Origin of the sequence: Corallococcus sp. AB032C (assembly GCF_003668935.1) — a bacterium.
GTDB classification, from domain to species: Bacteria; Myxococcota; Myxococcia; order Myxococcales; family Myxococcaceae; genus Corallococcus; species Corallococcus exiguus.
The window spans coordinates 27,056-40,047 of sequence record NZ_RAWP01000053.1; the positions used below are offsets into that span (position 1 = coordinate 27,056).

Genomic DNA, 12,992 nt, shown 5'->3' on the forward strand with positions numbered 1-12,992 from the left:
GAGTTCCCTATGCCCCGGCGGCACGGCGCCGGAGGGCGGGCGGAAGCAAACCGTCAGGGGACGGGATCGAATCCACCGGGGTGGAATGGCTGGCAGCGCAGCAGGCGCCAGACGGTGAGGGCGCTGCCCTTGAACCCGCCGTGCTTCTCCAGCGCCTGCATGGCGTAGGTGGAGCACGAGGGATGGAACCGACACGCCTTCGGCAGCAGCGGCCCCAGGAACCGCCGGTAGAAGCGGATGGGCAGGGCGATGACGAAGGCGAGTGGACTCATGGGGCGGGCTCTTTAGGAGGCACGCGCGGTGCCGGAAAGAGCCGTTGCAGCTTACGGGTGACGCCGTCGAACGCACGGGAAACTTGCGCGAAGGAGGCTTCCTTCGCCGAGGAGCGGACGACCAGGACTACGTCGAGACCGGGGGGCCATTGCCCGCGGTGCTTGCGGAACAGCTCGCGGAGCACTCTGCGCAGGCGTGCGCGCACCACCGCGTTGCCCACCTTGCTGGAAACGGTGAGACCTACGCGGGAGTGCGCCCGGGAATTGCGTTGAACGAGCGCCAGGAGGCAGTCGGACGGAACCTTCTGACCGCCCTCCTGGACTTCAAGAAACTCACGCCGCTGGAGCAGGCGAAAGGCCTTGGGGAAGCGCTCGTCGGTTGCCTGAGGCACCCGCGGCGCCGCTCCCTCGGCCATCGTCCGTGCGTCCAGTTACTTCTTGAACGACGACACCACCAGGCGCTTACGGCCCTTGGCGCGGCGGCGCTTGAGGACATCCCGGCCGCCCTTGGTGGCGTTCCGCTTACGGAACCCGTGGGCGCGGTTGCGCCGGATCTTCGACGGCTGGTACGTGCGCTTGGACACAACGACTCCTGTAGAGCTGAAGGCAGCGCCTGAATCACCGGCGCGACCCGTACAGTGGAAAGGGGGCGTCCGTAACCCTAATTCTTGGACAAGTCAATCAAGGATCACCTGCGCCGACCGTACAGCCCTGCGCCGGGTGGACCGGGCGATCATGTAGGAAAAGGGGGCAGGGAGCAAGGAAGAGGGCTTGGCTGAAGGACCCTGGGTCCGGCGTAGGGCGGGCCCGATCCAGGTCCTTCGCTGTTGACCCACGAGTGGTTGGCCGGTTGAACGGGCGTGGCCATGCGCCTCCCTGCCTGCATCCTGCTTTTGCTCCTAGCCTCGGCGTGCGCTCCCTCAACGCCCCTGAAGGCCCGCACGACCTCTTCCTTGAGAGTCGCCAACCTCCATAGGGCGTCAAAACTGCCCTGGAGTGATGAGGGACGATGCGTCGTCCAGGAGGCTTCTTCGCCTTGGTCCGTGGTGGTGGAGCGCTGCTTCGGAGCGCTGGACCATCACCGGATCCGGTTTCACGATCCGACGGGACGTTGCACGGTCGCCTCCGCTGGAGCTGCAACCCTGGGCCTTGGAGTTTGTGTCCTTGTCGCTCCTGAAATCGTCATGGGCGCAGTCATCATCACAGGGGTTGTCGTGGTGGGGGTCGCCATCAAAGAGGGACTGGACGCGTACGAGTTCCGCCAGCTCTATCCCGAGGAAGCTGGGGCCATGCGAGGAACGCAGGCCGTTCCCCGGGAGACCGTGGCGAAACGGAAGCCCAAGCTTGAACCCGACCCTGTCGGGAAGGACTGGCAGCCCCCGATACCTCCCGACGCCTTGGACCGGACGCGCCATCCCAGGTGCGAGCCCATTCCGGTCAAGCACCGGGGAGGAGACGACGCGCACAACCGGTGTGCCGACAGGATTCCACCGAATCGCTACCCCGGCCATGACGTGCTCGTGAACGGCAAGCACTTCGATGCGTTGCAATTCGGTGTGCGCGTGCTGTGGGAAATCAAGACCGACCAGTTCGACACGTACAGCGACTTCCTTCAAGCGCAGGTGGTCAGGGACCAGGTGGCCGAGCTGCTGGAGGAGCGAGACATCGCGGGGGCATGTGGCTACGCCTTCGTGGTGGGCGTGAGCAGCGAGGCGCATAAAGCCGCGCTGAAGGAGATTGCCGACGAGTTGGATATCGTCGTCACGGGGTGCGGACGATGACGACGCGCGACCGCCTCATCCTGAATGTCCATGCGCCGGCTCTAACGATGGACGACGGCCGTACGCTCGCTGTCGTTGAAGGCATGGAACGGGCGATGCCCGGCATGCGTCTGGCGTGGGAGATATCCAAGGAAGGAAAGCCCGTCGCGCTATCTCAGCGAGACGCGTGGCTCGCGGCCTCAGCAGCGCGAGGAGAGTTTCCACTCATCTGCAACGGAGACGAGGACTACCCCGTGACGATTTCCGGACTGCGCAGATCCGCCAGTTCGAGTCCGGGCAGACAACCTCAACTCCAGGTCCATGCGAAGCTGCCTCAGGACACAGCCGGCATCGCGGCGGCAGCGGATGTGCTGGAGCACGTCGCGGAGGGTATCCGCGCATATTGGGGGCTCCTGGCGCCGTCATCCGTGATGCAGGTCATCGCGGATCAAACAGGTCCGAAGCGACATGGACCTGAAAGGCCACCTCTCGGCCTGCCCGCCCTCAAGCTCCCAGAAGCGATTTCCGCTCCAGAGATTCCACGCCACCTGGGTTGGCTGAACTACTGGTCTGCCTCAGCCGCGATGGCCATCGGGTTCCCGGACCCTTCGCGTGACGCCGAGTTGCTGTCACGTGCCCGGCGCACGGCTACTGGCGGGTGGGTGGTCCGGCTCACGGATGCTCCGCTCGACCTGGGAAACCGCGCGCACCTGGCAGCACTTCTGTGGGCCTACGAGCGTTTTCCGGAGATCGGCGGACAGTCAGTGCCTTGATCGCACTCCCAATCCGCGTGTCAGACCTCCATGGCATACCCAAGGCGTAGGAACGAGAGACCGACTTCGTGCCATGCCTTCCGCTGGATTTTTTGGGTGCCAAAATGTCCTCCCCAACATCGCCTTCACCAAGAATCCCTGATGAGCGGCTCATGCTCCTATCGAAGGCGCTCGCGCTGCTGCCCCATGTCAAGCCGCGCCTCGCAAAGCAAACCCTCGAGCATTTCGAAAACGACTTCTTCAACGAGTACTACGACGCCTCCAAACGGAATGGAGCATGGGCGCAATCCTACGTTCGAGCGGACGGCACACCTATTCCCAAGCCTTCTGATCCACGCCGTCGAGAACCCAGTCCTGGGATGTTCATCACGCCTTCGGACCTGTACGAATGCTCCAAGGGCTTCGGGAACAATCGTGTGACTCCCACAGGTGCGTCCCTGCTCATCCGAATGTATGAAGCGGGACTCTTCGAGCTGCGCAAGAAAAAGGCGGGCCTCGGCGACCCCGTAGAGCTCCGGGCGTATGCCAATTCTCTTCCGGAGATCCTCGAAGCAATGCGCAAGGATGAAGAGGCCCGGCAGGCACGTGCCCTCTTGATCGATCAGCCAGAACGCATCACCGAGCAGGACTTCACATACAGCCTGCTCAACAGCGTATTCATCCGCCACCATGGTTTACAGGGCGGATCCATCCAAATGAGGATTGGGGGCCTGCTCGTGACCAAGAGCGTGTTCATCTATTGGAGTAACTCTGGGAAGAGTCACGACTCCGATGTCATCTTCTCGTGGGTTTCTGCTGATGGAACGGCCCAGAAGATTCAGAAGGAAAGCCTGTACGCCAACAATCGCCACAATGACCCTGACCGCAACTGGGGCCTGGGGCGGGAATGAGCCGACGCGTGCGGAGGCCGCAAGGGCCCTTCAGAACAACCGGCGCGGCACCCCGGATGTTTCGAACAGGAAGTCCCGGAACGCGGTGACACGCTGACGCAGGCCCGCCAGGTCCACGCCCACCAGCGCACCCCGCCACTTGCGGACCTGTCCAGCCACGATGACGGTGTCCACGTTGCTCTGCTCCAGGAGCGTCACCACGGCGCCCAGTGCGTTGTTGAGCGGGGCCACGTTGAGCGCGTCCGTCCTCAAGAGAATCAGGTCCGCTTCCTTGCCCGGCGTGAGCGTGCCCACCCGCTTCGACAAGTGCGCTACCCTCGCGCCCTCCACCGTGGCGAAGCGCAGGACGTCGCGGCAGGTGAGCATGGGCGGCAGGTCCTTCTCTCCGCGCAGGGCCCGCTCGTTCACCAGCGCTCGCTGCAGCGTGTAGACCGTCCGCATCTGCGTGAAGAAGTCCGCGGTCATCGTGCACTCCACATCCACGCTGAGCGACGGCTGGAGCCCGAAGGCCAGCACCTTCTCCAGCGGGGGCATCCCGTGCCGCATCGTCATCTCGATGGGCGCCGCGATGGAGATCCCTCCCTCTGTGTCCTTCATCCACTTCCACGGCGCATCTCCTTCCAGGCCGGAGACGTGGATGTATTCATTGTCCTCGCCCAGAAGCCCTTCACGGCCCAGTTCTTCCAGGACGGCGCCATGTCCCCGGCGGCCCACCACGTGCGTCACGATGAGCACGTCCACCTCGCGCGCCAGCGCCCAGGTGTCCCGGAAGCCCGGCGTGAACCAGCGTCACCAGCGCGTGCTCACCGGACGCGAAGTGCTGTTGCTTCAGCCGGGGCAGGTCCTTCGGGTACGCGGTTGCCCTTCTTGCCCGTGCCGAACGCGAACACCGCCCGCCGCCCGGCGTCCTTCAAAGCCTGCACCAGCGCGTCCGAGTGCTCCGGCGTGTGGATCACCTGCGACGTGTCCACCACCGTGGTGACGCCTGCGTCCAGTTGGCTGAGCGCTCCCAGCAGCACGGAGGCATACACGTCCTCCGAACGGTACGCGGGCGCCAGCTTGCCGATGATCTCCTCGAAGTAGTTCCGCTCCCCGGGCGCGCGGCCGTCATCCGTCACCAGCCCTTCCGCCAGTGCGCCTCGCAGCGCCGTCTCGAACTGGTGGTGGTGCGTGTCGATGACGCCCGGCATCACGATGCAGTCCGCCGCGTCGATGACCGCCGCGTCCGGCGCCTTCACGTCCGGCCCCACCTCCACGATGCGCCGCCCCTCCACCAGCACGTCCGCGCGGGCGAAGTCCCCCACCGCCGGGGACATGCTCATCACCACGCCGCCCTTCACCAGGTAGCGGCGGTCCGCCTTCCCCGTGTCCGAAGGCAGCACTTCGCGAGCAGGCACCGTCCCCCGTCGAAGACATCCCGAGCCCAGCAGCAGGGCCCCCGCGAACAGCGCTCTCCTGCGCGTCAGCCCCACTCCACGATGCGCCTCACACATCCCGCCGATCCCAGTCATCGAGGGTCCCCACCCATGATGCCGGGAGTAGGGGAGAGCCACGGAGGGACCTTCGCCATCCGTCCAGCGGCAGACTCCGCTATCCGGAAACCGCGAGCGGGTGGTTCCAGTAGAGCGCGTGAATGCGTTCGACCTCCGCGTGGAAGTCGAACTGGAAGCCACCCGTCACTCGGAGGACCTGGGCCTCCAGGTGGGTCTTCCGCGTGAAGGTGATGCCCCGGAGTCTCAGCGCCTCCTCCAGTTCCGTCCTTGTCGTCGACGGCTCCAAGAACCAGCCTGTGAGCTCCAGGCTGGTGAAGACCCCCACGCCGTCGTCGATCTCCAGGCAGATGAGCCGACCGTGCTCCAGGTATAGCTGCACGGCGCCGTAGAACCAGAGGACGGCGCTAGCGTCCCTCGATATGGACATCACCTCCTCGGGGACTCCCAGCAGGTCCACCAGTTCATCGGAGGTCATCGAGGGCCGCAACGGCTCCAGGCTCCCGACCTTCAGGGCGCGCACGAAGTCGATGGCCACGTGACGTCCCCGACGAACATCCTCGAACGCGGTCACCTCCGGATGCCTGCGCCGGACCTGCTCCAGAGCCTCCGTCTCCGCGGTGAAGCCTTCGGGAGGAAGTCCCTGAAGGGGCAACTCCTTCGGCATGGGGCCGAGGTAGTCCTCGTACAAGGAGAGCTCGTACGACGCAGGCTCCCCAGGTGGATCGTACCGGCGGAGCAGGAACGTCCGTCCCTCCCCGGTGGTCGCGAACACAGTCCTGCGCTCGGTGATGGCCATGCGTTCATGTCCAAGGTAGCGGGTGGGACCCGGACGTCCACCCGCGGACATGCTGACATGCCACGGTGGATCCGTTCAGGTGGCTCCACGGCACACCTCGCACAACCCACCGGAACGGCTCGCGCCGGAGGAGAAAATGCGGATCCACCGGGAGTGATCATCCCCACTCGCCAGGGCGTCCCGCTGATCCGTGCTACAGGCCGGTTCCTTGATCAGCCGGAGAGCGGGTGTTAGCACCGCCGGACGCCCGCGGGTTCCCTCGTTCCGCGCCGTCCCTGAGCCTCCAAGTGAACGCCCTCGCCCAAGCCCCTTCGCCTTCGCTTCCCAGTGCCGGCGTCATCTGGACCCGCACGCTGGAAGCCATCCGTCAGGAGGGGCTGCACTACGCCCTCACCTGGCTGGAGCGGATGCGCCCCATGGAGGTGCGCGAGAACGCCCTGGTCCTGGGCGTGCCCGACCGCTTCTTCCGCGACTGGGTGGATGACCACTACCGCTCCATGCTGGAGACGCACCTGGCCCGGCTGGAGCCGTCCCTGGGCCGCGTCGCCTACGAGGTCGTCGTCGGCCTCCCGCAGTCCGCGGACCTGCCGCCCACGCCCACCGTCAAGGTGAACTCGCTGCGGCCCGCGCGGCTCAACCCGCGCTTCACCTTCGACACCTACGTCGTCGCGGACAGCAACCAACTCCCCGCCGCCGCCGCGCAGGCCGTGGCCCACCGGCCGGGCCACAACTACAACCCGCTCTACATCTACGGCGGCACCGGCCTGGGCAAGACACACCTGCTCCAGGCAGTGGGCAATCACATCTGGGAGAAGGACCCCACCCAGCGCATCGTCTATCTCTCCAGCGAGCAGTTCACGAACGAGTACGTGGAGAGCGTGCGGGAGCACCGCATGACGGACTTCCGCCGGAAGTTCCGCGAAGAGTGCGACGTGCTGCTCATCGACGACATCCAGTTCCTGGGCAAGCGCGAGGAGACGCAGAAGGAGTTCTTCTACACCTTCGAGACGCTCTTCGGCCTCAACAAGGCCATCGTGCTCACCAGCGACATGGTGCCCGCGGAAGTGCCCGGCATGGAGGACCGCCTGCGCAGCCGCTTCGCCATGGGCCTGATGGCGGACATCCGCGAGCCCTCCTACGAGACGCGCGTCGCCATCCTCCAGAAGAAGGCGGCGCAGGAGGGCCTCGACCTGCCGGACCCCGTGGCGCACTTCATCGCGAAGCACGTGCAGAAGAACGTGCGTGAGCTGGAAGGCGCGCTCGTGAAGCTGTCCGCGATGCACAGCCTCACCAAGCAGCCGGTGACGGAGGAGTTCGCGTCCCAGGTGCTGCGCGACATCCTGCCCGCGCAGCGCGCCGTGGACGTGGACGCCATCCAGCGCGAGGTGGCCCGCTTCTACAAGGTGACGGTCGAGGCGCTGAAGGAGGATCGGCGCCACAAGGCGCTCGCGCACGCGCGCCAGGTGGCCATGTACCTGAGCCGCAAGCTGACGAAGAGCTCCTTCCCGGAGATCGCCTCGCGCTTCAACAAGGACCACTCCACCGTCATCTCCGCCGTGCGCAAGGTCGAAGGCCTGCGGGAGACGGACGCGGCCGTGCACCGCGACCTGTCGGAGCTGGAGACGAAGCTCGGCGGCATGTAGCCGTCTCAGGGTGCGGCCGGCTGTGACGGGGCGGACACCTCCTCGAGCGTCCTGCCGCTCTCCTGGTCGCTGAGCTCCGCCGAGACATCCCCCAACGAGAGGATGCCCACCAACCGCTTCTCCCGGTTCAACACCAGGATGCGGCGGATCTGCGAAGCCCTCATCTTCTGGGCCGCCTGGGTGAGGTCATCGTCGTCGTAGACGAACTCCACGCCCCGGGTCATCGCCTGGGCCACCTGGGTGCGCTCGGCGTCCAGTCCCTGCGCGACCGCGCGGATGACGATGTCCCGGTCCGTGACGATGCCCACCAGCTGGTCGCCGTCACACACGGGGATGGGGCCCACGTTCAGCAGGCGCATCTTCTCCGCGGCGACCCTCAGGGAATCAGACGGGCGGACGACCTCCACGTCGGATGTCATCACGTCGCTCACTCGTTGCGTTGCCATGGCGTCTCTCCTGTGGGGTTCCTCCTTCAGCGTGGGCACCGGCCTATCCGCTGGCATGCGATGCCTTCGCGGGTGTCTGTCCATTTCCCCGGGCTTCAGGCAGGCTGCGGCTTCGTGGGCCCTCCGGGGTCCGCGCATCGGGACGCCCGGCCGGAGGCGCTCCCCCTTACGCGTTGCTTCCGACATGCCCTCCATCCCCTGGTTGCGTACCTCCGGCCCTGCTGTCGCCGTGCGGTGTCTGTCTTTGCTGTCCCTCGGCCTGTCCGGCTGTGGTGACAGCCATCCCCGGCTGTACTTCGCGCTCAATCACTCGTTTCTCCAGGGGAGCTCCCTGGCGGTCCCGGCCTCGGGAGTCCGGGCGATGACGGACCCGGCCTCGCTCCCCGACATCAAGTCGGGTGACGGCTCGGTCTTCCGGTTGGAGACCGCCTTCGCCATCGTGGCGGACATCCGTCTGGAATTGGGCGGGGGACTGCGTTGCGAGGACGTGGAGGACGAGCTCCCGGAGGGCACCCGGTGCGTCCAGTCGGGAGACGCCCCGGGCACGGTCACGCTCGCGGGCCCGTTCTCCATCGACCTGGCGACTGGGGAGCCCTGGAATGACGTGGAAATACCGCGGGTGCCCCCCGGCATCTACCGGCGGGTTGACTTCGTGCTGGGGAAGGGCGGCTTGAAGGCCCACTCCCGCCTGACCCAGGACTCGCGGGCCTGGGACATGAACCTCACCTTGCCCGAGGGCACGGCGCTGGGCTTCGAGACCGCCTACGACCTCACGCTGGAGGAGGGCGGTTCCCTGCGCGTGATGTTCAACCAGGATGCCTGGCTGAGGGAGCTGCCGCTGGGGGCGTGCTTCCAGAGCGGGGACCTGCCCCGGACGGACTCAGAGCTGCGCCTGGACGAAGCGCGCGGCGAGTGCCAGGGCGCCGGGGACCGGGTGCGCGACACCATCCGCACCCGGATCTCCCTGCAGGCCCGTTCCTTCTGACCGCCGCGGTCAGGAGTGGATCAGGTCGGCCAGCCACGGCAGCAGGACGAGCCACCACAGCAGTGGACTGAGGAACCCCAGGACCAGGCCCGCGATGGCCTGGCCCCGGCGGCCGATGGGCGGTGTGGCCGTCAGGTCCACGCGCGTCAGCGCCACCGCGCCGCAGATCACCGCGAGCGGCGAGAGCAGGGGCATGAACAATGAGCTGTAACCGAACCGCAACGCCTGACGCGCCATCGGGTTGTTGAAGCGCTGGTCCCAGAGCGCTTTCAGCGCCCCGGGCGACACCGGCAGCCGGAAGAAGAGCTGGTTGCGCACATCGCGGTGGATGCGCAGCGCGGTGAGCAGCCCGGGAATGGCGCACAAGAAGAAGAGGAAGCGCGCGTTCCGCGCCAGGGCATCCGCCGCCACCGCCATCACCAACGGCGTGGCCAGCAGCGCATGCCTCGCCCAGCGCTGCCCCAGGAAGAAGGCCACGCCCACCGGCACGGGGATGAGCAGCACCAGCGTGAACAGCGATTGCTTCGTCGCGCGCAGCCCCCACTGCTCCAGCGCGGCGGCGGTGGCCACGCAGAGCAGCAGCGTCACGCCTCCCACCACCCACGCCCAGTCATCGCGCCGGCCCTGGTAGCGCTGGCGCAGGGCCTCCAGGTAGTTCACGTCCGGGCGCGCCGCGCAGGCCGTGCAATACAACCGCACGCCCAGGCCCGCCACGGAGGTGGCGCAGTCCGCGCAGAAGAAGCTCCCGCAGCGGGAACAGGTGCCGCCCGCGGGCAGGTCCGGGTGGACCGCGCAGCGGCCCTGCTGGGAGAGGGGCACCTCCAGGCTCATGGCCGCAGTGTCGCACGGCGAGCAACACCCGGCACCCTGGAGCCCACCCCGTCTCCTTCCGGCTTACAGGCCCTGGAGCGCGTGCTAAGCGCGCCACAGAACGTCCTGAACCGTGGAGGAACCTTGTCCCGATTGAAGGCCCTCGCCGCAGCGGCCCTGTTCGTGGGGCTTCCGGCGCTCGCTCAGACCCCCGAAGCGAAGCCGCTGGAGCCCGGCCGCGAAAACCTGGCCATCCCGTATGAGAAGTACACGCTGCCCAACGGCATGGAGGTCATCTTCTCCGTGGACCGCAAGCTGCCCGTGGTGGCCGTCAACATCTGGTACCACGTGGGTGCCTACGACGAGCAGCCGGGCCGCACCGGGTTCGCGCACCTCTTCGAGCACATGATGTTCCAGGGCTCCAAGCACGTGCCGGACGACGTGCACATCGGCCTCTTGGAGCAGGCGGGCGCCACGGACCTCAACGGCACCACCAGCTTCGACCGCACCAACTACTACGAGACCGTGCCCAGCAACCTGCTGGAGACGGCCCTGTGGTTGGAGAGTGACCGCATGGGCTTCCTGCTGGACTCGCTCACGCAGAAGAAGCTCGATACGCAGAAGGAGGTCGTGAAGAACGAGCGCCGCCAGAGCGTGGAGACGGCCCCCTACGGCGAAGCGCAGGAGAAGGCGTGGCAGGCGCTGTTCCCCGCGCCGCACCCGTACTCCGGCAACGTGATTGGCTCCATGAAGGACCTGGACGCGGCCACGGTGGATGACGTGAAGACGTTCTTCCGCAAGTGGTACGCGCCCTCCAACGCGACGCTCGCCATCGTGGGCGACTTCGACCCCGCGAAGGCCAAGGCGCTGGTGGAGAAGTACTTCGGCACGCTGACCTCCGGACCCAGGCCCCAGCGTCCGGACGTGAAGCCGGTGAAGGTCCCGCGTGAGACGGTCATCCGCCACGACGAGAAGGTGGCCACGCTGCCCCTGCTCACCATGTCCTGGCTCACCGCCCCGTACCTGAAGCCCGGGGACGCGACGGCGGACGTGCTCGCCACCGCGCTGGGCACGGGCCGCGCGAGCCGCCTGTACCGCCGGCTGGTGCTGGACAAGCAGCTGGCGCAGAGCGTGGACGCCGTGCAGCAGAGCCAGGGCGCGCAGTCCGTCTTCTCCATCGAGGCGGTGGCCCGGCCCGGCGTCACCACGGACACGCTGAAGAAGGAGATCGACGCGGTGCTGGACGAGGTCCGCAAGGACGGCGTCACGCAGGAGGAGATTGTCCGCGCGCGCACCCGCTATGACACGCGCCAGCTGGCGGGTCTGCAGGCGGTGGGCGGCTCCGGCAGCAAGTCCGACACGCTCCAGAGCTACAACCAGTTCGTGGGCGAGCCCAACTACGTCGCGCAGGACCTGGCGCGCTACCAGGACGTCACGCCCGACGCGGTGAAGCAGTTCGCCAACGACGTGCTGCGCCCGGACGCGCGCGTCGTGCTCCACGCGGTGCCGTCCGCCGACAAGGCCGCGCCGTCTTCCGCCCCGGGCAAGGAGGCCCGCTAGTCATGCACCGCCGAATCCTCACTGCCCTCCTCACGCTGTCCGTCGCCGGCTGCGCCACCACGAAGCCCGCGGAGACGCCTCCCACCGAGACGCCCCCCACGGCGCAGCAATCCCAGACACCCGCTCCGGACGCGGAGGCGTTCCGCGACCAGCAGCCCAAGCCCGGCAAGCCGCCGGAGCTGGTGCTGCCCACCTTCGAGCAGGCGAAGCTGGACAACGGCCTCACCGTCATCGTCAGCACGCGCAAGGAATTGCCGCTGGTGTTCGTGGGCATCGCCTTCGCCGCGGGCGTGTCGCAGGAGCCCGCCGCGAAGCTGGGCATCGCGGACCTGTCCTACCGCATGCTGTTGGAAGGCGCGGGCAAGCGCGACACGGTGGCGCTGGACAACGCGTTCGCGGACCTGGGCGTGTCGCCCGCGCTGTCGGTGGACCCCGATGGCGCCTTCGTGGGCGCGCGCGTGCTCACGACCAACGTGGACGCGGCGATGAGCCTGCTGTCGGACGTCGTCCTGCGGCCCACCTTCGACGCGAAGGCCTTCGAGCGCCGCAAGAAGCAGCAGCTGGGCGAGCTGGTGCGCCGCATGGGCGACCCGAACTTCCTGGCGCAGCAGGCCTACTACCAGGCCGTGTTCGGCGCGGACCACCCCTATGGCCACACGTCCGGCGGTACGCCGAAGACGGTGGAGTCGCTCACGCTGGCGGACGCGAAGAACTTCTATGCGAAGAACACGGGCCCTCGCGCCGCCGCGCTCATCATGACGGGCGACGTGACGCTCCAGCAGGCGGTGGAGTGGGGGAAGAAGTACTTCGGCGGGTGGAAGGGCGGGGCCGTGGCGCCCAAGCCGCCGCCCGCGCCGCCCGCGCCTCCGCGCCAGCAGGTGCGCGTGGTTCCCAAGCCGGGCCTGGAGCAGACGATGGTGCTGGTGGGCCGTCCGGGCCTCTCCGCGGGCCACCCGGACGAGTACCCGCTGGAGCTGGCCACCACGGTGTTCGGCGGCTTCTTCGGCAGCCGGCTCAACATGAACATCCGCGAGGACAAGGGCTACAGCTACGGCGCCAACGCGCACCTGGGCACGCGCCTGGGCGTGGGACCGCTCACCGCGTACGCGGCCGTGCGGAAGGACGTGACGGGTCCGGCGCTCAACGAGTTCATCAAGGAGCTGGCCGGCATCAAGTCCAACCCCATCACGGAGAAGGAGCTGGCCGCGGCGCGCGAAGGCCTCATCCGCGCGTTCCCGGGCGCCTTCGAGACGGTGGAGGGCCTGGGTGGCAGCGCCGCGAATCTCTACTTCCACCGCCGCCCCATGGACGACTTCAAGCGCGCCGTGGAGGGATTGGAGAACGCCAGCGCCGCGGAGGTGCAGCGCGTGGCCGAGTCCTACCTGGACCCGGCCAACATGCAGGTGGTGCTCGTGGGCGACCCGCTGGTCATCCAGGAGCAGGTGACGCCGCTCAACCTGGGCAAGCTCACGCTGGTGGAGACGCCGGCGTCCAAGTAGCGGAGCGCTTCACTGCAAGGTGTTGAAGCCGGGGTCCCGACGTGGGTGTCGGGGCCCCGGTTTTT

The 12,992-nt window shown here is 67.3% G+C and carries 15 protein-coding genes; 7 read left to right on the top strand and 8 right to left on the bottom strand.

From position 1 onward, the window contains the following. Positions 1–53 precede the first annotated feature (53 nt). Genes yidD through rpmH form a run of 3 tightly spaced genes read right to left on the bottom strand, consistent with a single transcriptional unit; the run spans position 54 to position 856 of the window. A complete protein-coding gene (gene yidD / locus D7X99_RS22940; protein ID WP_120576129.1) occupies positions 54–272 on the bottom strand; it encodes a membrane protein insertion efficiency factor YidD in 219 nt (72 codons plus the stop codon). Then, positions 269–688: a ribonuclease P protein component gene (gene rnpA / locus D7X99_RS22945; protein WP_121779645.1), complete on the bottom strand. Its 420-nt coding sequence runs from the start codon at positions 686–688 to the stop codon at positions 269–271. The genes yidD and rnpA overlap by 4 nt, the downstream gene beginning before the upstream one ends. A 15-nt stretch (positions 689–703) precedes the next feature. Beyond that, positions 704–856 (bottom strand): 50S ribosomal protein L34, encoded by a 153-nt coding sequence (gene rpmH / locus D7X99_RS22950; RefSeq protein WP_120526629.1) that lies wholly within the window; start codon positions 854–856, stop codon positions 704–706. 600 nt (positions 857–1,456) lie between these two features. Here rpmH and D7X99_RS22955 point away from each other — a divergent pair. The 3 genes from D7X99_RS22955 to D7X99_RS22965 all read left to right on the top strand — a co-directional run bounded on the left by D7X99_RS22955 (position 1,457) and on the right by D7X99_RS22965 (position 3,695). Further along, entirely contained in the window at positions 1,457–2,053 is a 597-nt protein-coding gene (locus D7X99_RS22955; RefSeq protein ID WP_306465329.1) for a DUF6310 domain-containing protein, read from the top strand. Beyond that, positions 2,050–2,805, top strand: a complete 756-nt coding sequence (locus D7X99_RS22960) for a DUF5953 family protein (protein WP_121779673.1) — start codon at positions 2,050–2,052, stop codon at positions 2,803–2,805. Before D7X99_RS22955 ends, D7X99_RS22960 begins: the two co-directional genes overlap by 4 nt. Positions 2,806–2,957: 152 nt before the next feature. Continuing rightward, complete coding sequence (locus D7X99_RS22965; protein WP_147476231.1) at positions 2,958–3,695, top strand: hypothetical protein; 738 nt, start codon at positions 2,958–2,960, stop codon at positions 3,693–3,695. 30 nt (positions 3,696–3,725) lie between these two features. Here D7X99_RS22965 and D7X99_RS43840 read toward each other — a convergent pair whose 3' ends face one another. The 3 genes from D7X99_RS43840 to D7X99_RS22980 all read right to left on the bottom strand — a co-directional run bounded on the left by D7X99_RS43840 (position 3,726) and on the right by D7X99_RS22980 (position 5,984). Beyond that, positions 3,726–4,430 (bottom strand): amidohydrolase family protein, encoded by a 705-nt coding sequence (locus D7X99_RS43840; protein WP_233613633.1) that lies wholly within the window; start codon positions 4,428–4,430, stop codon positions 3,726–3,728. A gap of 68 nt (positions 4,431–4,498) precedes the next feature. Then, positions 4,499–5,188: an amidohydrolase family protein gene (locus tag D7X99_RS43845; protein ID WP_158627056.1), complete on the bottom strand. Its 690-nt coding sequence runs from the start codon at positions 5,186–5,188 to the stop codon at positions 4,499–4,501. 97 nt (positions 5,189–5,285) lie between these two features. Next, complete coding sequence (locus D7X99_RS22980; RefSeq protein ID WP_121779649.1) at positions 5,286–5,984, bottom strand: hypothetical protein; 699 nt, start codon at positions 5,982–5,984, stop codon at positions 5,286–5,288. A gap of 287 nt (positions 5,985–6,271) precedes the next feature. Between D7X99_RS22980 and dnaA the strand changes: the two genes are divergently transcribed. Continuing rightward, complete coding sequence (dnaA, locus tag D7X99_RS22985) at positions 6,272–7,627, top strand: chromosomal replication initiator protein DnaA (RefSeq protein WP_121779650.1); 1,356 nt, start codon at positions 6,272–6,274, stop codon at positions 7,625–7,627. A gap of 5 nt (positions 7,628–7,632) precedes the next feature. Here the strand turns inward: dnaA and D7X99_RS22990 are convergent, their stop codons facing one another. Next, a complete protein-coding gene (locus tag D7X99_RS22990) occupies positions 7,633–8,073 on the bottom strand; it encodes a CBS domain-containing protein (protein ID WP_120576160.1) in 441 nt (146 codons plus the stop codon). A gap of 184 nt (positions 8,074–8,257) precedes the next feature. On the opposite strand from D7X99_RS22990, the gene D7X99_RS22995 reads away from it, so the two are divergent. Then, positions 8,258–9,058, top strand: coding sequence for a hypothetical protein (locus D7X99_RS22995; protein ID WP_147476232.1), 801 nt, complete (start codon positions 8,258–8,260; stop codon positions 9,056–9,058). Between the two features lie 9 nt (positions 9,059–9,067). Here the strand turns inward: D7X99_RS22995 and D7X99_RS23000 are convergent, their stop codons facing one another. Then, complete coding sequence (locus tag D7X99_RS23000; protein ID WP_121779652.1) at positions 9,068–9,889, bottom strand: hypothetical protein; 822 nt, start codon at positions 9,887–9,889, stop codon at positions 9,068–9,070. A gap of 132 nt (positions 9,890–10,021) precedes the next feature. Here D7X99_RS23000 and D7X99_RS23005 point away from each other — a divergent pair, with 132 nt between their 5' ends. Then, a complete protein-coding gene (locus D7X99_RS23005) occupies positions 10,022–11,428 on the top strand; it encodes a pitrilysin family protein (protein ID WP_121779653.1) in 1,407 nt (468 codons plus the stop codon). Positions 11,429–11,430: 2 nt separating this feature from the next. Further along, positions 11,431–12,927, top strand: coding sequence for a pitrilysin family protein (locus tag D7X99_RS23010; protein WP_121779654.1), 1,497 nt, complete (start codon positions 11,431–11,433; stop codon positions 12,925–12,927). Positions 12,928–12,992 lie beyond the last annotated feature (65 nt).